The organism is Christensenellaceae bacterium 44-20 (assembly GCA_041223705.1).
Lineage (GTDB): Bacteria > Bacillota > Clostridia > Christensenellales > Christensenellaceae > QANA01.
The window spans coordinates 837,902-862,718 of record JBCLQU010000001.1; the positions used below are offsets into that span (position 1 = coordinate 837,902).

The 24,817-nt window shown below is 55.7% G+C and carries 23 protein-coding genes; 4 read left to right on the top strand and 19 right to left on the bottom strand.

Going from position 1 to position 24,817, the window contains the following annotated elements; all coding sequences use genetic code 11:
• Window positions 1-101: 101 nt before the first annotated feature.
• Together AALG83_04475 and AALG83_04480 are read right to left on the bottom strand one after the other, a co-directional pair.
• Entirely contained in the window at window positions 102-1,103 is a 1,002-nt protein-coding gene (locus tag AALG83_04475) for a DUF5050 domain-containing protein (GenBank protein ID MEY8382408.1), read from the bottom strand.
• A gap of 452 nt (window positions 1,104-1,555) precedes the next feature.
• Window positions 1,556-2,233, bottom strand: a complete 678-nt coding sequence (locus AALG83_04480; GenBank protein ID MEY8382409.1) for an ATP-dependent Clp protease proteolytic subunit — start codon at window positions 2,231-2,233, stop codon at window positions 1,556-1,558.
• 185 nt (window positions 2,234-2,418) lie between these two features.
• On the opposite strand from AALG83_04480, the gene AALG83_04485 reads away from it, so the two are divergent.
• Genes AALG83_04485 through AALG83_04495 form a run of 3 tightly spaced genes read left to right on the top strand, consistent with a single transcriptional unit; the run spans window position 2,419 to window position 4,639 of the window.
• The gene (locus AALG83_04485; protein MEY8382410.1) at window positions 2,419-2,859 is read left to right on the top strand and encodes a DUF2975 domain-containing protein; all 441 of its coding nucleotides are present in this window, start codon (window positions 2,419-2,421) and stop codon (window positions 2,857-2,859) included.
• A gap of 9 nt (window positions 2,860-2,868) precedes the next feature.
• A complete protein-coding gene (locus tag AALG83_04490; protein MEY8382411.1) occupies window positions 2,869-3,093 on the top strand; it encodes a helix-turn-helix transcriptional regulator in 225 nt (74 codons plus the stop codon).
• Window positions 3,074-4,639 carry a DUF4173 domain-containing protein gene (locus tag AALG83_04495; GenBank protein MEY8382412.1) on the top strand — a complete coding sequence of 522 codons (1,566 nt, stop codon included), beginning with the start codon at window positions 3,074-3,076 and terminating at the stop codon, window positions 4,637-4,639. Before AALG83_04490 ends, AALG83_04495 begins: the two co-directional genes overlap by 20 nt.
• Before the next feature lie 58 nt (window positions 4,640-4,697).
• Here the strand turns inward: AALG83_04495 and AALG83_04500 are convergent, their stop codons facing one another.
• The 17 genes from AALG83_04500 to AALG83_04580 form a co-directional block, all read right to left on the bottom strand.
• On the bottom strand, window positions 4,698-5,933 hold the full coding sequence (locus AALG83_04500) for a pitrilysin family protein (GenBank protein ID MEY8382413.1): 1,236 nt from the start codon (window positions 5,931-5,933) through the stop codon (window positions 4,698-4,700).
• Between the two features lie 131 nt (window positions 5,934-6,064).
• The gene (locus tag AALG83_04505) at window positions 6,065-8,179 is read right to left on the bottom strand and encodes a polyribonucleotide nucleotidyltransferase (GenBank protein ID MEY8382414.1); all 2,115 of its coding nucleotides are present in this window, start codon (window positions 8,177-8,179) and stop codon (window positions 6,065-6,067) included.
• 154 nt (window positions 8,180-8,333) lie between these two features.
• On the bottom strand, window positions 8,334-8,597 hold the full coding sequence (gene rpsO / locus AALG83_04510; GenBank protein MEY8382415.1) for a 30S ribosomal protein S15: 264 nt from the start codon (window positions 8,595-8,597) through the stop codon (window positions 8,334-8,336).
• A 94-nt stretch (window positions 8,598-8,691) separates the two neighbouring features.
• Window positions 8,692-9,642: a riboflavin biosynthesis protein RibF gene (gene ribF / locus AALG83_04515; GenBank protein MEY8382416.1), complete on the bottom strand. Its 951-nt coding sequence runs from the start codon at window positions 9,640-9,642 to the stop codon at window positions 8,692-8,694.
• A gap of 21 nt (window positions 9,643-9,663) precedes the next feature.
• Entirely contained in the window at window positions 9,664-10,524 is an 861-nt protein-coding gene (gene truB, locus AALG83_04520; GenBank protein ID MEY8382417.1) for a tRNA pseudouridine(55) synthase TruB, read from the bottom strand.
• Complete coding sequence (locus tag AALG83_04525; protein ID MEY8382418.1) at window positions 10,521-11,495, bottom strand: bifunctional oligoribonuclease/PAP phosphatase NrnA; 975 nt, start codon at window positions 11,493-11,495, stop codon at window positions 10,521-10,523. Before AALG83_04525 ends, truB begins: the two co-directional genes overlap by 4 nt.
• A complete protein-coding gene (gene rbfA, locus AALG83_04530; protein ID MEY8382419.1) occupies window positions 11,485-11,880 on the bottom strand; it encodes a 30S ribosome-binding factor RbfA in 396 nt (131 codons plus the stop codon). Before rbfA ends, AALG83_04525 begins: the two co-directional genes overlap by 11 nt.
• A 17-nt stretch (window positions 11,881-11,897) precedes the next feature.
• Window positions 11,898-14,720, bottom strand: a complete 2,823-nt coding sequence (gene infB / locus AALG83_04535) for a translation initiation factor IF-2 (GenBank protein MEY8382420.1) — start codon at window positions 14,718-14,720, stop codon at window positions 11,898-11,900.
• Window positions 14,717-15,049 carry a ribosomal L7Ae/L30e/S12e/Gadd45 family protein gene (locus tag AALG83_04540; GenBank protein ID MEY8382421.1) on the bottom strand — a complete coding sequence of 111 codons (333 nt, stop codon included), beginning with the start codon at window positions 15,047-15,049 and terminating at the stop codon, window positions 14,717-14,719. The genes infB and AALG83_04540 overlap by 4 nt, the downstream gene beginning before the upstream one ends.
• Window positions 15,033-15,311 (bottom strand): YlxR family protein, encoded by a 279-nt coding sequence (locus tag AALG83_04545; protein ID MEY8382422.1) that lies wholly within the window; start codon window positions 15,309-15,311, stop codon window positions 15,033-15,035. Before AALG83_04545 ends, AALG83_04540 begins: the two co-directional genes overlap by 17 nt.
• 6 nt (window positions 15,312-15,317) lie before the next feature.
• Entirely contained in the window at window positions 15,318-16,469 is a 1,152-nt protein-coding gene (nusA, locus tag AALG83_04550) for a transcription termination factor NusA (GenBank protein ID MEY8382423.1), read from the bottom strand.
• A 10-nt stretch (window positions 16,470-16,479) separates the two neighbouring features.
• Entirely contained in the window at window positions 16,480-16,944 is a 465-nt protein-coding gene (gene rimP, locus AALG83_04555; protein MEY8382424.1) for a ribosome maturation factor RimP, read from the bottom strand.
• Window positions 16,945-17,264: 320 nt separating this feature from the next.
• Window positions 17,265-18,788: an Rne/Rng family ribonuclease gene (locus tag AALG83_04560; GenBank protein MEY8382425.1), complete on the bottom strand. Its 1,524-nt coding sequence runs from the start codon at window positions 18,786-18,788 to the stop codon at window positions 17,265-17,267.
• A gap of 23 nt (window positions 18,789-18,811) precedes the next feature.
• On the bottom strand, window positions 18,812-19,468 hold the full coding sequence (locus AALG83_04565; protein ID MEY8382426.1) for a TIGR03936 family radical SAM-associated protein: 657 nt from the start codon (window positions 19,466-19,468) through the stop codon (window positions 18,812-18,814).
• Window positions 19,465-21,279 (bottom strand): TIGR03960 family B12-binding radical SAM protein, encoded by a 1,815-nt coding sequence (locus AALG83_04570; protein MEY8382427.1) that lies wholly within the window; start codon window positions 21,277-21,279, stop codon window positions 19,465-19,467. The genes AALG83_04565 and AALG83_04570 overlap by 4 nt, the downstream gene beginning before the upstream one ends.
• A 123-nt stretch (window positions 21,280-21,402) precedes the next feature.
• Entirely contained in the window at window positions 21,403-22,284 is an 882-nt protein-coding gene (locus AALG83_04575; GenBank protein MEY8382428.1) for a site-2 protease family protein, read from the bottom strand.
• Window positions 22,277-22,990: a hypothetical protein gene (locus AALG83_04580; protein MEY8382429.1), complete on the bottom strand. Its 714-nt coding sequence runs from the start codon at window positions 22,988-22,990 to the stop codon at window positions 22,277-22,279. Before AALG83_04580 ends, AALG83_04575 begins: the two co-directional genes overlap by 8 nt.
• A 585-nt stretch (window positions 22,991-23,575) precedes the next feature.
• Between AALG83_04580 and AALG83_04585 the strand changes: the two genes are divergently transcribed.
• Entirely contained in the window at window positions 23,576-24,745 is a 1,170-nt protein-coding gene (locus AALG83_04585) for an FtsW/RodA/SpoVE family cell cycle protein (GenBank protein MEY8382430.1), read from the top strand.
• Window positions 24,746-24,817: the final 72 nt, after the last annotated feature.

The following is a 24,817-nucleotide window of genomic DNA, read 5'->3' on the forward strand; positions in this document are numbered from 1 at the left end:
TTCTGCTTTGCCGCTTCAGAGAAATAGTTCATTCCCCCTCCTAAGCGCAGCTTTCTTTCCAGAAATAAAAAGCCGGCCTAATGGCCGGCTTTTTTAGCCTCTTACTTTCTATTCAGCTGCAAAACCTCTGTCGCGTTCTCATAAACCTTATTGTCTTTGGAGACGCGGTAAAGCTCCTGCTTCTTGTATCCATTCTGGAAATAGATGTAGTCCCCCGCAGTGCAGATGCCGATGGCCGAATCCGAAGAGATCATCTCCCGGTTCTTCCCATCCAAATCTATGCGGTAGAACTGCTGATTCGCATCTGTTTGGCTGGCAGAATAGTAGCTATAATAGATATAGTCTTCGGTTACGTTCATATCCGAAACGCGCAGATCTACCAGCTGTATCTGAGCGCTGCCATCCGGCTTGCATTTATACATGCCGTTTTTGTTGCAGTAGTAGATCCAGCCGTTCTCGATGGTGAACATGGAGGTTCCCCTGCCCACAGGCGCCTGCCTGTCGCTGCCATCCAGCTTCATGGAATAGACGCGGTTGAAATCGGCGTTGTTGATGAAGAAAAGCCGGCCGTTATAATAGATTAGGTTGCCCGCATGGTCTATCGTAATCTGTTCTGTGGTAAAACTCCCGTCTTCCTTCTGATAGGTCTTGTAAATGCCTTTCTGGCTGTCCAAATACTGGGAGCTGTGATACAGCACGCCGTCCACCAGGTTCAGAGAGCCGCATGCGATATCCGAAATCTTCTCATGCTCCTGGGTCGCCAGGTTCATGCGGTAAAGCTTGCCCGTGTCGTTATAATAGGAGTAATACAGATACTGCTCATCGATGCAAAGACTGCTGACGATATAATCCGTCAGCCGCTGGACCTCGCCGTCCGGCGTCATCTTAAAGAGCCCATCGCGGTTGAAATAGATTGTCCCGTCTTCTGCCTCAACAAACATCGCCTCGTTTGCGATATTCGAAGCGGTATTGCCCCGCCATACTCCATCGATTTTGGAGCCAGCGATAAAAGAGACAACCGCCATGACAATGATTGCCAGGGTGGCCACAATTCCCGCAATCACAGCAATGCGGACCTTTTTATTTTTCCAAGCGTTTTCCACAGGTTTTTCCTCTCCCTGAAATGATACTACATATTTTAGCACGATTGTTTCAGCTTGACAACTTCCTTCTCTCAGAAAAAAATAGTATCCTCTGGCGCATTTCGTAAAGTTGTCCTGTATGGTTCTGCCCTGCCAAAGGCAGCAGCCACGGGAGAGGCGCCAAAACAGCCTTGCCCCGGTGCTTTGGGGCTGTGCTCCAGCAAATTGGCGGCTTTCTGCCAAAATATCAGCAGTATTTCGGGCGACTTTTTCTAAAAACTATCACTTGTTATCGTTTTCAAAAAAAATTTTTCAAAAATATTTGCATTTACTATTGATTTTTTGTTTTTTTATGATAGAATAAAAACAAGATTTATCAAACGCAAAAAAATGTTTGGTAAATTCCCCTCTTAATCCTTTCTAATTTCAAATCTCAAAAAGAAACGCTCCCTTCCAGGGAGCTTTCTTTTTGCCTATTTTTGCATACTTTTCAGCTTTTCCAGCGCATCGCCCAGCCCTCCGACGGCATCGATGATCCCCGCCTGCACCGCTTCATTTCCCGTGAGCACAGTGCCAATGTCGTCCACCAGCTGATTCTTATTATTCATTAGCGTTTGCACTTGTTTGGCATCAATTCTCGCATTGTCTGCAATGAAATTGATGATGCGCTCCTGCATTTTGAGGAAATATGCAAAGCTCTCCTGCGAGGTGATGAAAAGGCCATTGCTGCGCAGGGGGTGCACGGTCATGCTGGCCGTGGGCGCGATAAACGAATAATCCGCCGAAACCGCCATGGGAACGCCAATGCTGTGTCCGCCGCCCAGCACCAGGCTGACGGACGGCTTTCTCATGCCCCGCACCAGCTCCGCCAGCGCCAATCCTGCCTCCACATCTCCGCCCGCGGTATTGAGGATCAGCAAAATGCCCTTGACGGCGTCGTCCTGCTCGGCATCCGTCAGCAAGGGGATGATATGCTCATACTTGGTCGCCTTGGTCTGCGGCCCAAGCAGGTTATGCCCTTCAATCTGCCCGATGATGCTGACGATTTGAATATCTTTCTTCGGCTTGGTGCTGCCAAATTCTCTAATGTCTTCCTGCTTTTGCTGCTCATCCTGCCCGCAGCACTGATTCTGATTATATTCTTCTTGCATTTTTCGCCTCCTTTGCTTAGTTTTTCTTTTTTGCGAAAATTTATACTTTCTGAATTTTAATAAAAATTTATCGATATTCGATATTTTTTTATTTACAAACAGCATATACTATGATATGCTCAAAAAAATGGCAGGCAGGTATTTTCCCGCCCGCCTGCCAAACCATGCGGCAATGGAGGTCTTTTATGAAAAATCCAAAATTCCTGGCGAAAGTGATCTGCGTCATCTTATATCTGACCCTGTTTGCGCTTTGCGCCGCATTCTTTTGGATTCCCAGCATCAGCATGATGACCCGCTTCTGGCTGCTCCCGCTGTTTGCCTCGCTTATTTTCTTCTATGTGGGCTGGCTTTGCGCGGTTGCCCTGGCCTGGCAGTTCATCCGCATCATGTCCACCGTCCGAAACGGCACGCCTTTCGTCTATCAGAATGTGCGCAGCCTGCGGTATATCGCCCTTTTCTGCGGCATCTGTGCGCTGGATTTCCTCTTCGCGCTCTTTTTTCATCCCTCCATCGCATTTGGTTTCTGCGCGGCAATCCTCTGTTTTGGCTGCCTCTGCGCCCTGGTGCTCGGAGGTGTGTTCGCGCAGTCCGTCCAGTATAAAGAAGAAAACGACTTGACCATATAGGAGGGCGGCATGATCATTGTAAATTTAGATGTTATGATGGCGCGGCGGAAAATCGGCCTCGCAGAGCTGGCGGAAAAAATCGGCATCAGCCCGGCAAACCTTTCGATTTTGAAGAACAACAAGTGCAGGGCCATCCGTTTTTCCACACTGGACGCTCTCTGCCAGGCGCTTTGCTGCCAGCCATCCGATCTTTTAGAATATCAGGAGGTCTCTTATGAATCAGACGGCGAATAAGCCCATCAAAACTCTCGTGCTGGCCAGCCTTCTTTCTCTGGCCGGAACCTTTCTGTTTTACGATTGCCTTTGGAAGGGCGCGCCTCTTGGCGCGAACGTCCCGGTTTTTTTCGTGTTGTTTTATGCCGCGCTCTGCGTGCTCTGCCGCGGCAAAATGAACGTCCTGCGCTGCCACAACTATCTCTTGCTGCTGCTTGGCTTTGGCTTCTCTTTGACGTTCGCGCTCTATAATAACCCGCTTCTGCTCTTTTTAAACGCTCTGGCGCTGCTGTTCTGCACTCTGCTGCAAATCAACCTCATGCTGGAGCTGGAGACTTTCCCGCCCTTTTCTCTGGGCAGTTTGAACAACATCTGTTTCTCGCTGTTCGTCCGCCCGTTCCACCGAATCGGCAAGGCGCTCTCTCCCGAAAAGAGCCAGCGAAAGGCGCTGCTGCCTATTCTCATGGCGATTCTCATTCTCATCCCCGTGCTGGGCCTTTTGCTCTATCTGCTGGCCTCGGCGGATCAGGTGTTCGCAGAGCTTCTGGGCAGAATCTTCCGCATCGACAGCCTGGCGGATCTTCTGCTATGGGTGCTGATTTCCGCTGGCGGCGGCATGATGCTGGCCAGCCTGTTCACTTCCCTGCTCACAGAGCGCCAGCAGCCGTCTGCGGGCAAGCAGAAAACGCCCGCCAAATTCAACCTCCTGGCAACGATCATCGTGCTGGCAGGCGTCGCGCTATTGATGATCGTGTTCGCGCTGGTGCAGGGAATTTTCCTCTTCGGCTCTGCCCGGCTCCCCTCCGGCCTGACTTACAGCGAATACGCCCGGCAGGGCTTCTTCCAGCTTTGCGCCGCCGCCATCTTTGTCTTTGCGCTGGTCTGCCTCTGCCGCACCTGCACGCGCCATGCCCAGGGGGCGCAGAAACGCCTGATTTTGGCGCTCTATACCGTCCTGCTGCTCTGCACTATCATGCTCTCTGCCTCTTCCTTTTATCGGCTGATGCTCTATGAGAGGGCTTTTTCCTATACGCGGCTGCGTATCTATGTGCAGGCTTTTCTCATCCTGCTCAGCCTCATCTGCGCGGGCAGCATCGTGCATATCTGGCTTCCCTGGCAAGGCATCCGGCAGATGACGGCGCTGGTCTGCCTCGTTTGCCTGCTCGGGCTTTCCTTCCTGAATGCCGATGCCTTCATCGCCCGGGCAAATACCAAGCGTCTGGATAAAACCATGGGCACATACGGCGAATACGGCGATCTGGATTACCTGCTCAACCTCTCTGTCGATGCGCTCCCCTATTATATCGATACCATCGAACTGAGCGATCTCGCGCCCGAGCCAGAGCCCAACTGGGATCTGGGCGCCAGCGACGACGACTATGGCTACTGGTCGCGCAACAGCCTGCGCCATATGCGCTGTATCCGCCTCCGGGGGCTGATCGCGCAAATCGAGCGCGGCAGGGGCGATCTGCGCTTTTGGAACCTGGGCAGGGATATTTCCCCCGAAAAGCTCGCCAATCTCGGGCAAATGGTCGAGCAGGCGCTGGCCCAGCATGGGAGCAGATAAGCTTCTATCAAAAAAGAGCAGCGGTTTTTCGCTGCTCTTTTTATTTTGACAAAGCCCGCTATGCCTTCTGGGGCTGCACGATCACTTTGCTCATCTTATTCAGATCGAAAATATAGGAGATGGCCTGCTTAATCTCTGCCATGGAGATGCGGCGCACCTGTTCCAGCAGCTCATCCTCTTCGATAATCCGCCCGCAGAGCAGCGCCATTTTGCCAAGAGAGTTCATCTTGGCCGAGCTGGTCTCCCGGCCCATCACATAGCTGGAGCAGAGCTGTACTTTGGTGTTTTTCAGCTCCTCCTCCGTAATCCCGTTTTTCCTTAAATTCTCTATCTCCCCCATGATGCCGCTGGTTACCTGCTCCAGCTTTTCCAAGGAAGTTCCCGCATAGATCACCATCATGCCGCCGCTGCAGTAGATGGCCGGGAAGGAATAGACGGAGTAGGCCGCGCCCAGCTCTTCCCGCACCTTCTGGAACAGCCTGGAGCTCATGCCGCCGCCCAAAATGCTGGAGAGGATGCTCCCGGCATATTTGCGATCGTCCAAAAATCCGTACATCGGGAAACCCAGGCCGAGGTTCACCTGCTCAATATCCTTTTTGAGCGTCAGCTCCCTGGCCTGCGGCTCCCAACCCGCCAAAGGCCCGAATATCTGCTGAGGCATTCCGCCGGGAATGCTGCCGAGCTGCTCCTCCAGCTGCGCCTGAATCGCCTGCCTCTGGTAATTTCCCGCAATCGCCACGACGATATTATCCGCGTGATAGTGCTTCTTTTGATAGGCCAGAACGTCCTCTCTCGTGAAGCGGCGAATATTCTCCGCCGGCCCGAGAATGGTTTTGGAAAGCGGCGTCCCGGTAAAGAAAGTCTCTGCCAGTTTGTCGTGCAGCAAATCGTCCGGCGAATCCTGCGACATGGCGATCTCCTCTAAAATAACGCCCTTTTCCTTTTGAATCTCCTTCTCCGGGAACACCGAATGGCAGAACATATCCAGCAGAATATCCAGCGCCTGGGGCACTTTCTCATCGATGCTCTGAATATAGTAGCAGGTCAGCTCCTTGGAAGTAAAAGCGTTGGCCTGTGCCCCCATATTGTCGATCTCCTGGGCAATCTGCTGATAGCTTCGCCGCTCTGTCCCCTTAAAAAACATGTGCTCGAGAAAATGCGACATGCCGTTTTCTTCCATGGTCTCGGCGGCAGAGCCCGTCTTGGTCCAGATGCCAATCGTCGCCGAACGCATATTCGGCAAATACTCCCCGTAAACTTTTAATCCGTTCGATAGCGTAAAATAGTCTGTCATACTCCTGATCCTTTCTTGCAGTTATCCCTATTTTCTTCAATTCCGCGCCAGGTTATCCGCCTGGCCGAAGTTTTGAAGGTTTTCTGCAAATGAGAAAAAAGGCGGCCAAGCGGCCGCCCTTTTTGAAATCATTAGTCCTCTTTGCTTTGGAACGCAACGAGGTCTTCCATCGTTACGCCGCGGTGAATGAGGTTGACGCGCTTCTTCTCATCAATTTCATTGACGCGAACGAGCATTTCATCGCCCACCTTGCAGAAATCCTCGATTTTTTCCACGCGCTTGTTGGAGAGCTTGGAGATATGAACCATGCCTTCCTTGCCGGGCAGCAGCTCGACAAATGCGCCAAACTGCATCAGCCGCGTTACTTTGCCCAGGTAAACATCGCCCACCTTGATCTCCCGGACGATATCCATGATCATGCGCTTTGCCTCTGCGGCGGCAACATCATCCGAAGTCGCGATGGCGACGCGGCCATCATCCTCAATATCGATTTTGACGCCCGTCTCAGCGATGATCTTGTTGATCATCTTGCCTCTCGGCCCGATAACTTCGCTGATCTTCTCAGGATCGATGCTGAACTGCATGATCTTGGGCGCATAAGCCGAGAGATGCTCTCTGGGTTCCGCCAAAACTTCGTTCATCTTGCCCAGAATGTGCAGACGGCCGCGCAGTGCCTGCGCCAATGCGCGCTCCAGAATCTCCTTGTCGATGCCCTTGATCTTGATATCCATCTGGATAGCCGTGATGCCCTTATCCGTCCCGGCGACTTTGAAGTCCATATCGCCAAGGAAGTCTTCCAGGCCCTGAATATCCGTCAGCACGACGACTTTGCCATCCTGCTTGATGAGGCCCATTGCCGTGCCCGCTACCGGCGCCTTCATGGGAACGCCTGCGTCCATCAGCGCCATGGAGCTTGCGCAGATGCTGGCCTGGGAAGTCGAGCCGTTGGAGCTGAGCACTTCAGAAACCGCGCGGATCGCATAGGGGAACTCCTCTTCCGAGGGGAGCATGGGCAGAATCGCCCGCTCTGCCAGAGCGCCATGACCCACTTCTCTTCTGTTCGTGCTGCGCAGCGGCTTTGCCTCGCCCGTGGAATAGGGCGGCATATTATACTGATGCATATAGCGCTTGAAGGTATCTTCCGAGATGCCGTCCAGCGTCTGGCCATCGCCGATGGGCCCCAGCGTTACCAGGTTCATCACCTGCGTCTGGCCGCGGGTAAAGACGGCGCTGCCGTGCGTTCTGGGCATGATGCCCGCTTCGCACCAAATGGGGCGGACATCCTCATAGCCTCTGCCATCCGGCCGGATGCCGTCGTTGGCGATTTTCTTGCGGACAATCTCCTTCATAATCGCATAAAGGCTGTTATGAATATCCGCCTTGCTGTCCGGATATTCCTCTGCGAAATACTCCACAGCCTCCTGCTTGACCTGCTTTTCGCGGGTTTCGCGCTCGGTGCGGCTGGTGGTATCCATCGCCCAAACCATGCGGTCGTAGAACTTTTCGCGCACGGCCGCATCCAGCTCTTCGGAAACGTGATAGAGCTCATATTCCTGCTCGGGCTTGCCGATATCCGCCTTAATGCCTTCGATGAAAGCGCAGATTTTCTTGACTTCCTCATGCGCCAGCAGAATTGCCTCCAGCATCTCTGCCTCGCTGACCTCGTTCGCCCCTGCCTCAACCATCATGACGGCATCTTTGGTGCCGGCGACAGTCAGATGCATGCGGCTCTTTGCGCGCTGCTCGCTGCTTGGGTTGATGACGAACTGCCCGTCCACATAACCGACGACAACCGAGCCCGTCGGCCCCATGAAGGGAAGCCCGGAAATGGAAAGCGCAACCGAGGAGCCGATCATGCCAAGGATTTCCGGCGGCACATCCGGATCCACGGAGAGCACCGTGACGATCACCTGAACATCGTTATAATAGCCCTTGGGGAAGAGCGGCCGCAGCGGCCGGTCGATCAGGCGGCAGGCCAGAATTGCCTTTTCAGAGGGGCGCCCCTCCCGCTTGATGAATCCCCCGGGGATTTTGCCTACAGCATACATTTTCTCTTCAAACTCGATGCTGAGCGGGAAGAAATCCACACCGTCTCTCGGGTTTTCAGAAGCCGTCGCGTTGACGAGGACAACCGTATCCCCGCAGCGCACAATGCAGGAGCCATCTGCCTGAGAGCAGTATTTGCCGGATTCGACAACGAGCTCTCTGCCGCCCAGCTCCATCTTATACACATGATTTTCTTGCATGTTACCTCCTCGCAGGCGCCTGCCTGCCTCTTTATCTTCCATTTTAATTGGATACAACTTCATGTTCCCGGCTCTCCGGGCGGGGCAAATACCCTCCATTTAAAAGGATAGAGCGGTTAGAAACCGCTCTATAAGGTCAGTAAATGACGGGCCGTTATTTTCTCAGGCCGAGTTTTGCGATAAGCGTACGGTAGCGCTCGATGTCCTTGCTCTTCAGATAGTTGAGCAGGCCTTTTCTGCGGCCGACCATCTTGAGCAGGCCGCGGCGCGAATGGTGATCCTTCGCGTTGGTTTTGAAATGCTCGTTTAAGTGATTAATGCGCGCGGTGAGCAGCGCAACCTGAACTTCAGGCGAGCCCGTGTCTCCCTCGTGCGTCGCATACTCTGCAATAATTGCTGCCTTATCGATCTGTCCCATTGTAGTGTTACCTCCATACATGTTATAATCGCCGGAAACATTGCTTTGCGCCGGGAAAGCATCAAAACAAAGCGACCGGTTCTCTACGCTTTTTCTATTCTAACACATCGCCTGCGGCTTGTAAACCCCTTTGCCATGCGTTTTTCACACATTCCTCGGCCCGCCGCTTATCCTGCGCAATCTGACTGGTCAGCGCATCCAGACCGTCAAACTTTTGCTCCCCGCGCAAAAACTCCACCAGGCGCAGACAGGCTTTTTTTCCATAGGCATCTTCCGAAAAGCCGATGAGGTTGCTCTCGACGGAAAGCATATCTCCGTCTTTTACCGTCGGGCGAATGCCGATATTTGCAACCGCGGCATAGCGCTTTCCATCCAGCTCCGCCTCCGCCGCATAGACGCCGTGCCTTGGCATGAGCTTGCACTCCGGCGGATAGAAATTCAGTGTAGGAAAGCCCAGCTTGCGCCCAAGCTGCTTGCCGTGCGCCACGATCCCGGCAATCTCATACGGCCTGCCCAAAAGCTCTTGCGCCTGCGCAATCTCGCCCTGCCGCAGCGCAGCGCGGATGCGCGTGCTGGAAACCGGCTCGCCCCCCAGCAGATAGGGCTCCTGCTCGTAAACCGCCGCACCGTATTGCTCTGCGGCTTTTTTGAGATACTGCGGCGTCCCCTGGGCGCTTTTTCCAAAGCGGAAGTTGAATCCCACCACAACCGCTTTTGCCCGCAGCTGCTCAAACAGCAGCTTTGCGAAGGCCTCCCGCTCCAGTCCTGCAATGGCGCCGTCGAACTTTGGCATATACAGCAGGTCCACGCCCAACTTCTCAAACGCCGCCTCCTTTTCCTCGGGCAAAAAGAGCATCCCCTGCTCGCCGCCGAAATAAGAGGAAGGGAGGTTTTCAAAGGTAAAAACCAGCGTGCGCAGCCCCTGCACATCCGCTTGACGTTTGAGCTTTTCCAGCACGCTTTGGTGCCCCAGATGCAGGCCGTCGAACGTGCCCAAAGCGACCGCCGTATCGCAGTTCGCCCGGCACTGCCCCAATCTTTCCATCCCGCTTCCCCCTTTCCTGCTCTAGTATAGCGGCGTCACCAGCCGCAAAATGCCTTCCTGGCATTCTCCAATTCCGTAAAACTGCTCCCCGCAGTAGAGCCGAAAACGCTGTTCCGGCGCATCGCAGGGAATTTTTTGCCCGTTTTGCAGCGCAAAATGATGCCGCGCCGAAAGCCGCACTTCCGGCAGCTCCATCAGCGCCCCCTCCGGGCTTTGCACAAAGGAGAAATTCCCCGCCGCGGCCAGAGCCTTGAGCTCGTCCACCGTATAAGCCTGCCCAACCTCAAAGCCGCCGGATGCCGTGCGCATCAGAAAAGAGGTATGCGCAATCTCACCCATGCTTTTGGCAATATCCTCCAGCAGTGTGCGGATATAGGTTCCCTTGGAGCAGGCAACCTCCAGCAGGAAGCGGTTTTCTCCCGTCTGCGCCAGCAAATCAATGCCAAAAATCTGCACCCGCCGCGCCTTTTTGCGGATTTCCACTCCCTTGCGCGCTAGCTGATAAGCCGGCCGGCCATCGATCTTGACGGCCGAATAATCCGGCGGAATCTGCTCGATCTCCCCAAGGAATGCCGGGATCGCCTGCATGAGCCGCTCCCGGCTCACGCTGCAAGCTCTCTCTTCCAAGACCTGCCCATAGCTATCCAGCGTATCCGTCCGCTTACCAAAGGCAATCTCCGCGCGGTAGCGCTTGGCGTGGTTCATCAGAAAATCCGAAAGCCGGGCAGATCGCCCGGCCAGCACAACAAGAACACCGGCCGCCCCGGGATCCAACGTTCCCGCGTGGCCCACGCGCTTTTCATTCAAAAGTTTTCGCAAAAAAACCGTCGCACCATTGGAAGACATGCCCGGCGGTTTTAATAGATTGATGATTCCGTTCATAAATACTTTCTCGCCGCGCAAAGGATTTGCCGCTTTGCCGCCTCGATTCCTCCCGTCAGGGAGCACCCAGCGGCCTGCTTATGCCCGCCGCCGCCAAACTCCTGCGCCAGCGCCGAGACGTCTGCATACTGATTACTGCGCAGGCTGGCGCGGAACTTCTCATCCTCCGCATCCGTCTGCCGCAGAAAAATGGCAATTTCAACGCCGATGATATCCCGGGCGTAGTTGACCACTTCGTCGCAGTCCCCCCTCTTGGCGCCTAACTGCTGATAATCGCTGCGCAAAACATAGGTAATGGCAATCTTGCCGTTTTCAGACAGCTCCAGCCGCTCGATGGCGCGGCCGATCAGCTTGGTTGCCCCAAGCGTCTTTTCCCGGTAAAGCGTTTTGTTCAGCGCGGGAATATCCGCTCCGAGTCTGCGCAGTTTAGCCGCGGCCAGAAGAGCCGCTTCATCCGTGTTGGAATAGGAGAAATTGCCCGTATCTGTGGAGATGGCCGCATAGAGCAAATTGGCCATTTCCGCCGTGATGCCGCAGCCAAGCGCCTCCAAAAGCTCCAGAATAATCTGCCCGGTTGCCCCATAGGGCAGCACCAGGTTTCTCTTTGCAAATCCGGTATTGGTCGGGTGGTGATCGATGACGATAGTGTTCTCATTCTGCGAAAATACCGCGCCCAAATCCCCCAGCCGGGAGAGATCGCCGCAGTCTACCGCGATCACAGCACCATATGCGCGCTGCTCCACCTGCTCGCTGGGCGTAATGGGAAAGGCGGCCGGCATAAACGCCAGCTTTTCCGGCAAAACGCCGTGCAGGCCAAACACCACCTTCTTGCCCAGCTCCTTTAGCCCCAAGCAAAGCGCCAGGCTGCTGCCCACGGTATCCCCATCCGGGCTGACATGCCCAATGACGAGAAAATCATCGCAGGCGTTTATCTGCTCTAAAATGCCCTGCCAGCTCTGATTAAGCGTCATCCTGCTCTTCCTCGCCGCGCTGTTCTGCGTTTTTCCGATCCTTTGCCGTAACCTCGTCAATGAGTTTGGAGATCTTCGCGCTGTACTCGATGGAATCGTCGTGCACGAACGTCATCACAGGCATTCTGCGCAGGCGGATCATCCCGTTCAGTTTCGCGCGCAGAAAAGGCTCTGCGCTCTCCAGCGCCTCCATCGTCGAAGCGACCTTTTCCGGCGTGTCGTAAATGCTCACGTAGACCTTGGCGTATTTGAGATCCTGCGTTACCGAGACCTTGCTGACGCTGGCCATTTTGCTCATACGCGGATCTTTGAGCTCCGTGAGCAGCAGCTCGCCCAGCGCCCGCCGGAATTCCCCGTCTATCCTGGCTTCCCTTAGCTTACTCATATTCTAACCTTCAAGGGCTACCGCTCAACTTCTACAATCTCATAGACTTCGAGGATATCCCCTTCCTTAATATCATTAAAGTTTTCCAGCGTGAGGCCGCATTCGTATCCCGCCTGCACTTCCTTCGCGTCGTCCTTAAAGCGCTTGAGAGAGGAGAGCTGGCCTTCGAAAGCCACAACGCCGTCCCGCAGCAAACGCACGCTTGCGTTGCGCGCAATCTTGCCGTCCGTCACATAGCTTCCGGCAATTGTCCCGACGCCAGACGCCTTGAACGTCTGCCGCACTTCCACATGCCCGATGACATTTTCCTTGAACTCGGGCGCCAAAAGGCCCTTCATCGCCTTTTCCACATCTTCGATGGCGTTGTAGATGATGCGGTATGTGCGGATATCCACATTCTCCCGCTCCGCCGCCGCAGAGACGTTCGCATCCGGGCGGACGTTGAAGCCGATGATGATGGCGTTGCTGGCCGAGGCGAGCAAAACGTCCGTCTCGCTGATGGCGCCGACGCCGCCGTGAATCACGCGCACGCGCACTTCGTCGTTGGAGAGTTTTTCCAGAGACTGCCGCAGCGCCTCCACAGAGCCCTGCACATCCGCCTTGACGACCAGGTTGAGATCCTTGATCTCGCCCTCGGCAATCTTGGAGAACAGATCGTCCAGGGAGACTTTCGCCATGCTCTTGAGCTTCTCCGCCTTGAGCTTATCCTTGCGCTCCTCGGCCACCTGCTTGGAGAGGCGATCCTGCTCGACGGCATTGATAATATCGCCCGCTTCCGGAACTTCGGAAAAACCGATGACCTCAACCGGCATAGAGGGGCCTGCCTCGGTAACCGCGTTGCCGCTGTCGTCCAGCATGGCACGGACGCGCCCATATGCCGTTCCGGCAACGATGGTATCCTGCACGCGCAGTGTGCCGTTCTGCACGAGCACCGTCGCCACCGGTCCGCGGCCCTTATCCAGCCGCGCTTCGATGATGGTGCCCTTGGCCATGCGGTCGGGGTTGGCCTTGAGCTCTGCCACATCCGCCACCAGCAGAATCATTTCCAGCAGCTGATCCAGGCCCTCTTTTGTCAGCGCAGAGACGGGCACCATGATGGTATCGCCGCCCCACTCTTCCGAAACCAGGCCGTATTCCGTCAGCTCCTGCTTGATGCGCTCCACGTTCGCGCCCACTTTATCGATTTTATTGATGGCCACAATGACGGGAACCTTTGCAGACTTCGCGTGGTTGATGGCCTCAATCGTCTGCGGCATGACGCCGTCATCCGCCGCGACAACCAGAATCGCAATATCCGTCGCCTGGGCGCCTCTGGCTCGCATGGCCGTAAAGGCGGCGTGGCCGGGGGTATCCAGGAACGTGATGGATTTCTCCTTGATGCTGATGGTATAAGCGCCGATATGCTGCGTAATGCCGCCAGCCTCGCCCTGCTGCACTTTGGTCTCCCGAATCGCATCCAGCAGGGAGGTTTTGCCGTGGTCGACGTGGCCCATAATGGTAACGACGGGCGGCCGCGTGATGAGGCTAGCCTCATCGTCCGGGGTATCCTCGGCGATGAGCGCGCTCTCTGCGGTCTGCTCCTCTTTCTGCTCCACCTCGATGCCAAATTCTCCCGCGACCAGCGAAGCTGTGTCGTAGTCGATCTCCGAGTTGATGGTGCACATCATGCCCAGCAACATGAGCTTTTTGATGATCTCCGCGACGGGTTTGCCCGTCTTTTCGGCAAACGCCTTGACGGAAATCGTGTCGCCCGTAATCGTAATATTGGTTACGACAATGGGCTGGATGGGCTGCGCCACTTTGTGCATCTTATTGGGCTTGCGCTTGCGCGAACCCATCTGGAATTCTTCGTCAATATAGACGTTCTTATTCTTCAGAGCCGGGCGGCGCTTGCGCTCGTTGTTCTCCTCCGGGCGCTTTTTCTTGTTGTCGTGCAGATTCGGCTTGGGCGCAATGGCTGCAAACCCACCCTTATCCGCAGGTTTGCGGCTGGGGGCCGAGCGGCGTGCTGGCGCCTCATCCTTATCTTTGTCAAAACCGCCGGGATTATACCCGCCGCGGCCGCCTTGGTAGCCGCCCTGCCGGTTTTGATAACCACCCTGCTGGCGGTTCTGGTAGCCGCCCTGGCCCTGCCGGCCCTGATAGCCGCCCTGGCCGTTTCTCTGGCCGCCTTGCCCCGTGCGCTGATAGCCATTCTGCTGGCGGTTCTGATAGCGCTCCTGGTTCAGGCGCGACTGCTCTGCGCTCTGGCGCGCAAGCTCTTTTCTTCTCTCTTCGCGCTTCTGCTGCTCCAGCTCCTCTTCTTTTGCCGAGCGCACGACGCGGATTTTAGGCATGGAAAGATCCAGCTGCCCGGGCAGGACAACCTTCTTCTTTTCTTCCTTTGCAGGCGCCGCGTTCTTTTGGGGCGCAGCCGCCTTCTCCTTTGCCTGAGGCGCCGTCTGCTGGCGCACCTCTTTTTTCTCTTTCTTTTCCATCTCGATCGTTACCGGCTTCTCCTCTACCTGCGGTTGCTCTATTTTTTGCTCGGAAGCAGCTGGTTTTTGCTTTGCTGCCGGCTCTTCCTGCTTTTGAACCAAAACGCCGGGATCAGCCGCCGGCGCGGCAGCTTCCTGCTTTGCCTCAGCCTTAGGCTCTGCCGGCGCGCCTGGCTCTGGCAAATCCTCGGCCTTCTGCGCCTCATCCCGCCTGCGAATGCGCCCTAAGAGTTCTTCCTCCAAGCGGCGGACATCTTTGAGCTGATTTTTCGCGCTGTCGGCAACCTGGCCGGCCTGTTCCAGCGCTCCTTTCGCATAGGTATTTAAATTCTTGTGCAGTTCTAAAATATTCAGTTTGCTCAAACAGTTACACCTCCGCGCCGCTGCGCCTGTAAAAATATCTCCTGCAAGCGTTTGGAAAACGCCTGCCCCATGACTCCAACTATCTTGCTCTGCTTGCCAATCGCCGCGCCCAGCCGCTGCGGCGGGCCTGCCAGCAAAAATGGAATGCGGTGCGCCTCGCACAGGCGCTCCATCTCTTCCTGCGCCCTGGCGCTCAGTGCCTCGTCTGCCACAACCAGCAGCACTTTTCCCCTGCGCAGGCCCTGCTCAACCGCAAAGCTGCCGCATGCAAGCGCCCCTGCCTTTCTGGCAAACCCCAGCATCGCATAAAAATCATCCTGTAATTTCACGCCTTAGGATCACCCGCTTTATCTCAGCCGCCATTTCTTCCGTCAGCTCGCATTCCAGCGCGCGCTGAAGCGCCCGGCTCTTGACTGCCTTTTCCAGGCACTGCACGGATGGGCATAAATAAGCGCCGCGGCCCTGAGCCTTTCCCGTCAAATCCACCCCGACGCTGCCCTCTTTGCTGCGCACAATGCGGATCAGTTCTTTTTTGGGCTTTCCCTGCCTGCATGCCACGCACATGCGCACAGGCACTTTCTTCTGCTTCAAATTTCCTTACTCCTCAACCTCGGGATCCTCTTCCAGCGCGTCGCCAAAGGAGAAATCCTCTTCATCGTAATATTCATCGACAGGCGGCAAATCGAACAGCCCTTCGCCCTCGCCGAACATATCGCCCGCAACCTGCGACTGGCATTTGATGTCGATCTTATAGCCCGTGAGTTTGGCCGCAAGCCGGGCGTTCTGGCCTTCCTTGCCGATGGCCAGCGAGAGCTGATAATCCGGCACAATCACCTGCGCCGCGCGCTCTTCTTCGATCACCCGCGCCATGATCACCTTTGCCGGGCGCAGGGCGCTGGCGATAAACTCCGCCGTATCCCCGTGCCAGCTGATGACGTCGATGCGCTCGCCCGAAAGCTCTTCCACAACGCGCTCGATGCGGCTGCCCTTGGGGCCGACGCACGCGCCTACGCAGTCCACGTTGGGATCCTCGCTGTAAACAGCGATTTTGCTTCTATGGCCCGCCTCTCTGGCGATGCTCTTGATGATGACAGTGTTGGAAGCGATTTCCGGCACTTCCAGCTCCAAAAGCCGCTTGAGCAGCCCCGGATGCGAGCGGGAGACGACGATCTGCGCTCCCTTTGCCGCGTCTTTGACTTCGATGACATAAACCTTCAGGCGCGTCCCGATATCATAGCGCTCGCCGGGAATCGTCTCCTTCATGGGCAGCATGCCCTCCACCCGGCCAAGATCCAGATAGTAGCAGCCGCGCTCCTGGCGGACGACAGTGCCCGTCATGATCTCGCTCTCTTTGTCGATATACTGCTCATAGATCACGCCGCGCTCGGCCTCGCGGATGCGCTGCACGACAACCTGCTTGGCCGTCTGCGCCGCAATGCGGCCGAAGGAGGCCGGCGTAACCTCCTCTTCGATGGTATCGCCAATCTCATACGCTTCGTTGATGGCCCGCGCCTCGTCCAGGCTGACTTCAAAGGAAGGATCGAACACCTCTTCCACCACTTCCTTCTCTGCATAGACGGCAATCGCGCCCGTCTGCTCATCAATCTCCACCCGGGCATCCTGCGTGATGCCAAAATTGCGTTTATATGCGGAAATCAGCGCTGTTTTAATCGCGTCCAGCAGCGTCTGCTTGTCAATCCCTTTTTCCTGCTCCAGCTCTTCCAGAGCTTCCATAAATTCCTGGTTCATCGTAACCCTCCTAAAACTCGATATGCGGCCGAATGAGCGCAATCTTCTCTCTGCCCAGCTCCAGTTCCTGCCCCTTTTCCGTTTGCAGGCGAACGGCGCTCTCATCATACCCAATTAAAACCGCCGTGATCTCTTTTTTGCCGTTCAGCTTTTCATAGAGCTTCAAATCCACTTTGGTCTGCAGCGCCTTCTCAAAATCCCTCGGTTTTTTGAGCGGGCGGTCGATGCCCGGCGAAGAAACACAAAAAACATATGCGTGAGCAATCGGGTCGGCTTCATCGATGATGGGCTCCACCGCCAGGCTGACGGCCTCGCAGTCGTCCAGCGTGACGCCGCCCTGCCTGTCGATATAGACGACCAGCTCATCATCCTGCCCTTTTACTTTCGCATACTCCACATCTACCAGCTCATAGCCCATCTGCTCTATCTTTGCGCCCACAAGCCGTTCAATCTGTTCCTCAATTTTTCTGGACAACGATGTTCCTCCCAAAGCTTTTCAATCAGGGGCTTGCCCCGTCATTTCACGCGGCAAGCCGCGGCCTTGCCGCGCTTCAGTCAGCGGAAAATTGTATCCCCGCTGATTGAAAAATGGCGCCCGCCTCCTAAGAGGCGGGGGACATCTTGCCTAAGTTATAAAGGAAAGAGTGGGCGAAACCCCACTCTCTGTCAGAGCACTATTGCTGGCCTTATTCTAGCATAAGAAAACGGCGTTTACAAGCGTTTTTGGCAAAAACTATGCGTTTTGCCCCAGCTTTTCCGCCCTTTTGCCAGGCTCAGAGGGCCGCAGGCGCCACATCAGCAGAAAATCTGCGCGCCGTGCATGCTCTTTTCATCCAAAATGACGGATACTTTGCATTCTCCCGAGCTGAGGTTGCGGTTCCCCTTTAAGTAGAACTGCTTTCCTTCGTATAGCTTTAGGATTGCCTGATTTTGATTATTGCATTCCTCAATATATTTTGCCGCCGCCGGGGAAACTTCCACGAGATAGCGGGAGGAATCCTTGGCCAGCACATACCGGTTCACTTCCCGGCGCACGCGCATGGCCATGGCCTGGGGGGAATAGACTTTCCCGCTGGAGCCGCAGCGCTTGCAGTCCTCTAAAAGCAGTGCAGAGAGCTTGCGGCGCACTTTCTTGCGCGTCATCTCCACCAGCCCAAGGCCGGTAAAGCCCACGACGTTGGTCTTGGTACGGTCCGCCCGCAGCGCCTCCTCCAGCGCCGCGACGACCCTCGCCTCGTTCTCCTCGCCTTCCATATCCACAAAATCGATGATCACCATGCCGCCGATATCCCGCAGCCGCAGCTGGCGCGCGATCTCCTTGGCCGCCTCGATATTCGTATTGACGATGGTCTCCTGCAAATCGTCCTCGCCGACGTATTTGCCCGTGTTGACGTCGATCACCGTCAGCGCCTCAGTCTCCTCGATATAGAGATAGACGCCGTTATCCAGCCAGACTTTTTTGGAAAGCGCCTTTTCCACCTTCGGCTCGATGCCGTAGAGATCGAAGATATTGTCGGGCTTGGCGAAGTATTCCACCCGGTCCGCCAGCGCGGGCGTCGTAATCTCCACTACCGCCAGCACTTTTTCGTAGTAATCCTTGTCGTTGATCACAAAGCGGTCCACATCTTCGGTAAACATATCCCGCACCGTGCGGAAGAGCAGTGTCTCCTCGGAATGGATGAGCCTGGGCGCCGAGACGAAATCCGCCTTATCCTGAATCTTGCCCCAGAGCCGCGCCAGGAAGTTGACCTCCCCCGCCAGCTTCTCTTCCGAACAGCCCACGGCCGCCGTGCGCACGATGATGCCCATACCCTCCGGCTTGTATTTTTCCATGATCGTCTTGAGGCGCTCGCGCTCGGCCTCGTCTTCGATGCGGCGGGAAACGCCCACATGATCCACCGTCGGCATGAGCACGATCATCCGGCCGGGCAGCGTGATATGCGTCGTTACCCGGGCGCCCTTGGTGCCGCCCGGCTGCTTTAGCACCTGCACCATGATCTCCTGGTTCTGCTTGAGCAAGTATTTGATATTGGTATTTTTCAGCTCGCGATCCACATTGGCCCGCTCGCCCTGGAACTCAAAGTCGGATTTATCCGCCAGAATATCGCCGGCATAGAGGAACGCGTTCTTCTCCAGGCCCACGTCCACAAACGCCGCCTGCATGCCCGGCAGAATATTCTCCACTCTGCCCTTGTAGATATTGCCGACGAGCCGCTCGTTGCCGCGGAATTCCACCTGTATCTCTGCCAGCTCCCCATCCTCCAGCAGAGCGACTCTCGCCTCATGCGGGTTGACGTCTGCGATGATCTCTCTTTTCATCCAAAACCCTCCACTCATAAAAACTATACAAAAAGCTCAGACAGAGCTTTATATTCTCCATTTTGCCCGGCGTATAAATCCTTGCGCACGACCCGCATCTGCTCCAGGCCGCCCAGCCTCTTTTCCGCCTCGGCAATCAAAAGCTTGGGCGTTACGGTTTCAGCCCCGAAATTGCCCAGCATCAGCCGAATGGACTGCCCTATCTTCGCCTCATAGATGAGCGGGCGCAACTCCATCTGCCGCGTCTTTCCTTTTCTCTGCTTCTCGATGACAAAGCTCTTCTGCTCCAGCAGCTGAGCAAGCCACGCCGAAAAAGCCGCGTCCGGCTCTATGATCTCGTATTCCGCCCGCACGGCCAGCGCCATCAGCTTGCCCATGCCCTCGGGCAGCCTGCCCAGTTCGCAGACGGCAAACCCGGCTGGCATCTGCTCTGCCAGCGCCTTTTTGGCGGCGGCGCAGTCCAAATCTTCCTGCACCTGCAATTCAAAATAGTCCCCTTCCGTCTCCAGGCCAACGGCCATGGCGGAAGCAAATGCCATGTTCATATGCGGATGAAACCCGCTGGAATACTGCGCAGGGATGCCTGCCCGGCGAACTGCCCGGGAAAACATATCCTGCAAATCCAAATGTGATAAAAAGCGGCCAAGGCCCGTTCTGCTAAATTTTACTCCGATTCTCATTGTTTGCAAAACCTCCCCAGCCCGCATCCCTGGCAGCCTTCCCTGCAGTCCGGCGTGGTTTTCGCGGCCTTTGCCTGGGCGAGTTCGCGCTTCAAATAGCGCGGGGAAATATAGGCGTCGATATGGCTCCAGGGCAGAATCTCGTCCAGATCCCGCTCCCGGCAGGCATAGAAATCCGGGTCGATTCCGGCCTGTTCAAAGGCCTTGCCGTATGCTTCCTGGCAAAACTGATCCTGCCAGGAATCGAACTGCGCCCCGTTTTTGCGCGCGTAGTAGAGCACATCGCAAAGCCGGCGGTCTCCTCTGGCGAAAACCGCCTCCAAATAGGAGAGCGGCGTATCGTGATAGCTGTACTTTACGCCGCGCATGCGCAGTTTTTCCTTTAAATAGCGCTGTTTTTCCCGCAGGGAATCGCCGCTGTCCTGCGCCTCCCATTGGAAAGGCGTAAAGGGCTTGGGCACGAAAGACGCCGTGCTGACGTTGATCTGAAGGCTGCCCCGGCGCAGTTCTTTTGGCACCTGCCCAAACACGCTTTTGATTTTCAGGACGATATCCGCGATGCCATCCAGATCTTCATAGGTCTCCGTGGGCAGGCCAATCATGAAGTAGAGCTTGATGGTGGTCGCGCCGCTCTCAAACGCATAGCGGACGCCCCGCAGAATCTCCTCTTCAGTAATATTTTTATTGATGACGTCCCGCAGCCGCTGTGTCCCGGCCTCGGGCGCGAAGGTAAAGCTCTGTTTGCGGGCGCTCTGCATACGCTTCGCATATTCCTTCTGGAAGGAATCCACCCGCAGAGAGGGCAGCGAGATACTCACGCGCTTTTGCTCGAACTCGTCAAACAGCCGATCCGCCAGCTCCTCTATGCCGCTGTAATCCCCCGAGCTCAGCGAAGAGAGCGAAATCTCCTCATAGCCCGTGCGGTCAATCAAATCCCTCGCCTGCTCGCACAGCGTCTGCACGCGCTTCTCCCGCACCGGCCGGTAGATGAACCCCGCCTGGCAGAACCGGCAGCCCCGGGTGCACCCACGGAAAATCTCCAGCGTAACCCGATCGTGCACAATGCCGACGTTTGGCACAATCAGCTTGTCCGGAAAATAGGCCGAATCCATATCCAGAAGAAAGCGCTTGCGCACGGGCAGGTTTTCTCCCCGGATTTGTGCAACCGTCCCATCCTCCCGGTAGGTAAACTCCACCAGCGAGGGGACATAGACGCCCTCGATGCGCGCCGCCTCCCGCAAAAATTCCTCTTTGCAGAAGCCCTGCTCTTTATGCGCCGCATAGAGATCCAGCAGCTCCATATTGACCTGCTCTCCCTCGCCGATGATGAACAGATCGATAAAATCCGCCAAAGGCTCTGGGTTATAGGTGCAGGTTCCTCCGGCTATGATGAGCGGATAGCTCTCGTCTCTCTCCCGGCTTCTCAGCGGGATGCCCGAAAGCTCCATCATGCGCAGTACAGTCGTATAGCACATCTCATAGGAGAGGTTAAAACCGACGATATCAAATTCGCCGGCCGCAGTATATGTTTCCAAAGAAAAAAGAGGAATCCCCTCTTTTTCCATCTGCTGCTGCATATCCGGGAAGGGGGCATAGGCCCGCTCCGCATAGGTGTCCTCTCTCTCGTTGGTCAGATGATACAGGATAACGCTCCCAAGGTGAGACATCCCCACCTCGTAAATATCCGGAAAAGCGAACAAAAAGCGGATAGGCACATCCGTCCGCTTTCTTGCAATCCCAACTTCTCCCCCAATATATCTGCCCGGTTTTTCCACCAGGGGCAGGATTTTCTCTAACTTTTTCAGGTCGATCAAAATTTCCTCCCGGAGGGCTTTTGGCCCGCGGCTTTTGGGCTGGCAAACGCCGCGCCAATCTCGCCATGCACCGCCCGTATATAAACTGTTCTTGTATTATAACATTATCTCTGCCAAGGGTCAAACACTGCGCCGCAGTTTTGCAATTTCCCGCAGTTTCTCCCCGCTGCCCCGGGAAAGCGCGTAATCCATAATCTCGCCTTCGCCCAGCGTCCCAAGCAGGCGCATATCGTCATCCAGGATATAGAGCAGGTTGTAGCTTCTGGCATCCATGCGCGCGATGGCGTCGCCCAAGCTGCGCTCCCCGCAGACCGCCGTGCCCCGCACCTGCGCACTGCCGCGCCGGAAAATCTCCCTGCGCTTATGCAGCGTATCCTGCATCACACAAACCGGCGCCGCATGGTAGTGCTTCGCCGAGGCGAAGATCATAAAACTGCCCATGAGCAGGATGGTGGGATTGGGCGTCCCGGTCAGCCAGAAATGCACGCCCAGCCCGGTTACGCCCAGCCCCGTCAGCACACCCATGGCGCTGACCAGCCGCACGCACAGCAGCCTCGGCATCGCATAAGAGAGCACACAGCAGAGCACTCTCCCGCCGTCCATGGGAAGCGCCGGGAGCAGATTGACCGCCGCCAGCGAGAGGTTCGAGCGGTAAAGCGCGGCGAGAAAGGTGTCCTCCGCCGTGACGTCCGCGCCAAACTGCAACAGCGCCGCCAGCGCCAGGTTTGCCAAAGGCCCGGCGGCGGCCATGGCGATCTCCGCCCCTGGGCTGACCACCGCAAAACTCTCGATATGCGCCGTGCATCCAAAGGGCATCAGCTCCAAGCTCCGCACGCGCACGCCCATCGCCTGCGCCATGACGGCATGAGCGCTCTCGTGCAGCAACAGCGCCAGGCAGAAGGCCAATATCGCCTCGACCCCGCTCACATAGCACATGAGAAAGACAACCGGAATAAAGATAAAATTAACTTCCAGCCTGCCCCCAAAAAACTTGCTACTCAATTTGCGCTGATGCCTCTGTCATATCCTGCATGCTCAGGGAATCCACATAGCCAATGCCGCTCACCGTCTCCAGGCAGAGCACTTCTCCCGAAAGCTGACCCAGCATATCTGAATTCCTCACCTGATCGCCTGCCGAAACACTGGGGATTACGCCGGAATATGTGCTCTTTGTGCCGTTGATATTCTCGACGACCACGCTGTCGCTGGTGGTTTTTACCACGACACCCGGCAGAATCGCGCTCACTCTGGCGCTTCCCTCGCCCTTAATGCTGACGTCCTTGCCGCTGTCCGAGAAGGATTCCACAACCTCGCCTTCCAAAGGCAGGCTGTAAAGCGAGCCCGAAACGCTCACCGCATCCCCCTGCTGTCCGCTGACGAACTTCAGCTGGCCGATATCATCGTCTTTTTCCAGCTCGCTGCCCGTGGCGCTCTCGACGCCGCCGATGATCTGGTTGGAAACCGCCGTATCCATGCTTTTCACAGCCCAGATGCCCAGCGCCAGCACAGCGCATACCATCGCCCGGCGCGCCAGCTTGCGGTAGCCCTCCGGCGCCTCCTGCACCTTTTTACGGACACTCTTCCATCCGCTTTTCAGTTCCAGCAGACTGCCGCTCGGCTCTTCTTCCACCCTCTGCGGGCGCTGGACCCTCGTTCCTCTTTTGCTGGAAATAAATTCACTGTTCGCCGTTTTCCGGTTTTCTGCCATAATCAATATCCCTCCTTGCCTTTCGGGTGTAATAATCTATACTCACCCAGCCGGAAAAATATTTCTGTTTTCTCTGCTTTCACGATTTGTTCATTTGCCAGAAATGGGCTGCTGCGGTATAATAGACGCACGGCTTAAACGGAAGGGCAAAGCTCTTCCGAAGTCTGAGCGTTCATTGACGGCTGCCGTCGTCGCGCGATGCGCGCCGCCGCCATGATATAATAACCTCACGGCACTGATGAAAAGGCCAAGGGCAATGGATAATCATGGGGGCAAGCCCCATATCCCTTTACTTATTTTTAAAAATTGGATTGCGGGGAAAGCCGGTTCGCATGGCGGCTGGAAACGAGAGAGTATCTGCCCGCTGGCAAATATGATTCGCAAGCAAGGCAAACACGTTCTGCGCGAGCATGTACGAACTGACAAGCTGACTTCCGGCTTCGCGTGTGGTAATGGCAGATTTCACCACTCTACCAATCGGGCGGAACGACACGAGCGGCGATGAAAAGTTTCGCTGTGTTCCATCATTCGGGTGCCGCTTTGCCGCGGCCAAGACCCTCTATTATCCCAACGAAAGGAATTCTTATGAGCCCGAAAAATAAGAATTATGATATTCTAAAGCGCATCGACTGGATCACCGTCCTGCTGACGCTTGGCCTGGCCTTTTTTGGCATGATCGCCATCGCCAGCGCGACTTGCACTGCCTTTGATCCCGATACACAGACGTTCCTCGAATATGTCGGCAGCCTAAGTTCCAGCCTGCCGCTGACGCAGTTTATCTATTTTTGCCTGGGCGTCATCCTCATCATCGTCCTGCTGTTCGTGGACTACAGCAATATCCGCGAGTTTTGCAATATCATCTACTGGGGCTGTGTCGCACTGCTGGTGATAACGCTGATTTTCGGCGCCAACCAGCGCGGTCTGAAGGGCTGGCTGCGCATCGGCTCTGTCGGCATCCAGACCAGCGAGATCTGCAAGCCGCTCATCATCCTGGTGCTGGCGCGCGAGTTCGCCGAGCGCACAGAGAATAAGAGCGGCGGCATCGAAAAATTCCGGGATCTGCTGCCCATTCTCTGGCGGTTTCTTATCCCCGTCGTGCTCATCGCGGCCCAGCCGGATTTGGGCACGGCCATGGTCTATCTGTTCATTCTCATCGGCCTGCTGTTCATGTCTAAAACCAGCTTTAAAATTCTCGGGCCCATGTTTGGCGCGGCGCTGGCCATGCTGCCCATCGCCTGGCTGCTGATGAGCGAGGATCAGAAGGGGCGCATCGAGGTCTTCTTCGATCCCAGCAAAGATCCCGAGGGCAAAGGGTTCAACGTCATTCGGGCTAAAACCGTCTCCAGCTCCGGGGGATTCCGCGGCAAGGGCTTTTTCTCACAAGATCTGCTCACTCAGCAATCCAATTTTCTGCCCGAAGATCATACGGATTTTATCTTTTCCAGCACAACTGAAGCCGTCGGCTTTGTCGGCGCAATTCTGCTGGTCGGCGCATATCTTTTCCTCATCTATCACCTCTTCCGCATCTCCATGCGCGCCCGGGATGATTTCGGCATGTATATCATCGTTGGCGTGGCATGTATGCTGTTCTTCCATGTGTTTGAAAATATCGGTATGAATATCGGCGTCATGCCTGTAACGGGCATCCCGCTGCCGCTGGTCAGCTATGGCGGCTCGAATCTGCTGGCAACGCTTATAAACATTGGGCTTGTGCTTAACGTCTATCTGCGCTCCCAAAGGCGAACGCCGCTCTAATCTGCTCTCTGTCTGTACCCATGCCCCGCCTGCCAAAATCGCCGGCGGGGCTCTTTTTATTGCAATAAAAAA

Excerpts from the sequence above, each read along its gene's own strand:
- AALG83_04480 (MEY8382409.1), bottom strand. The coding sequence starts at position 2,233 with ATGCAAGAAGAATATAATCAGAATCAGTGCTGCGGGCAGGATGAGCAG.
- AALG83_04485 (MEY8382410.1), top strand. The coding sequence starts at position 2,419 with ATGAAAAATCCAAAATTCCTGGCGAAAGTGATCTGCGTCATCTTATAT.
- AALG83_04490 (MEY8382411.1), top strand. The coding sequence starts at position 2,869 with ATGATCATTGTAAATTTAGATGTTATGATGGCGCGGCGGAAAATCGGC.
- AALG83_04495 (MEY8382412.1), top strand. The coding sequence starts at position 3,074 with ATGAATCAGACGGCGAATAAGCCCATCAAAACTCTCGTGCTGGCCAGC.
- AALG83_04500 (MEY8382413.1), bottom strand. The coding sequence starts at position 5,933 with ATGACAGACTATTTTACGCTATCGAACGGATTAAAAGTTTACGGGGAG.
- AALG83_04505 (MEY8382414.1), bottom strand. The coding sequence starts at position 8,179 with ATGCAAGAAAATCATGTGTATAAGATGGAGCTGGGCGGCAGAGAGCTC.
- rpsO (MEY8382415.1), bottom strand. The coding sequence starts at position 8,597 with ATGGGACAGATCGATAAGGCAGCAATTATTGCAGAGTATGCGACGCAC.
- ribF (MEY8382416.1), bottom strand. The coding sequence starts at position 9,642 with ATGGAAAGATTGGGGCAGTGCCGGGCGAACTGCGATACGGCGGTCGCT.
- truB (MEY8382417.1), bottom strand. The coding sequence starts at position 10,524 with ATGAACGGAATCATCAATCTATTAAAACCGCCGGGCATGTCTTCCAAT.
- AALG83_04525 (MEY8382418.1), bottom strand. The coding sequence starts at position 11,495 with ATGACGCTTAATCAGAGCTGGCAGGGCATTTTAGAGCAGATAAACGCC.
- rbfA (MEY8382419.1), bottom strand. The coding sequence starts at position 11,880 with ATGAGTAAGCTAAGGGAAGCCAGGATAGACGGGGAATTCCGGCGGGCG.
- nusA (MEY8382423.1), bottom strand. The coding sequence starts at position 16,469 with ATGAACCAGGAATTTATGGAAGCTCTGGAAGAGCTGGAGCAGGAAAAA.
- AALG83_04560 (MEY8382425.1), bottom strand. The coding sequence starts at position 18,788 with ATGAAAAGAGAGATCATCGCAGACGTCAACCCGCATGAGGCGAGAGTC.
- AALG83_04565 (MEY8382426.1), bottom strand. The coding sequence starts at position 19,468 with ATGAGAATCGGAGTAAAATTTAGCAGAACGGGCCTTGGCCGCTTTTTA.
- AALG83_04580 (MEY8382429.1), bottom strand. The coding sequence starts at position 22,990 with ATGGCAGAAAACCGGAAAACGGCGAACAGTGAATTTATTTCCAGCAAA.
- AALG83_04585 (MEY8382430.1), top strand. The coding sequence starts at position 23,576 with ATGAGCCCGAAAAATAAGAATTATGATATTCTAAAGCGCATCGACTGG.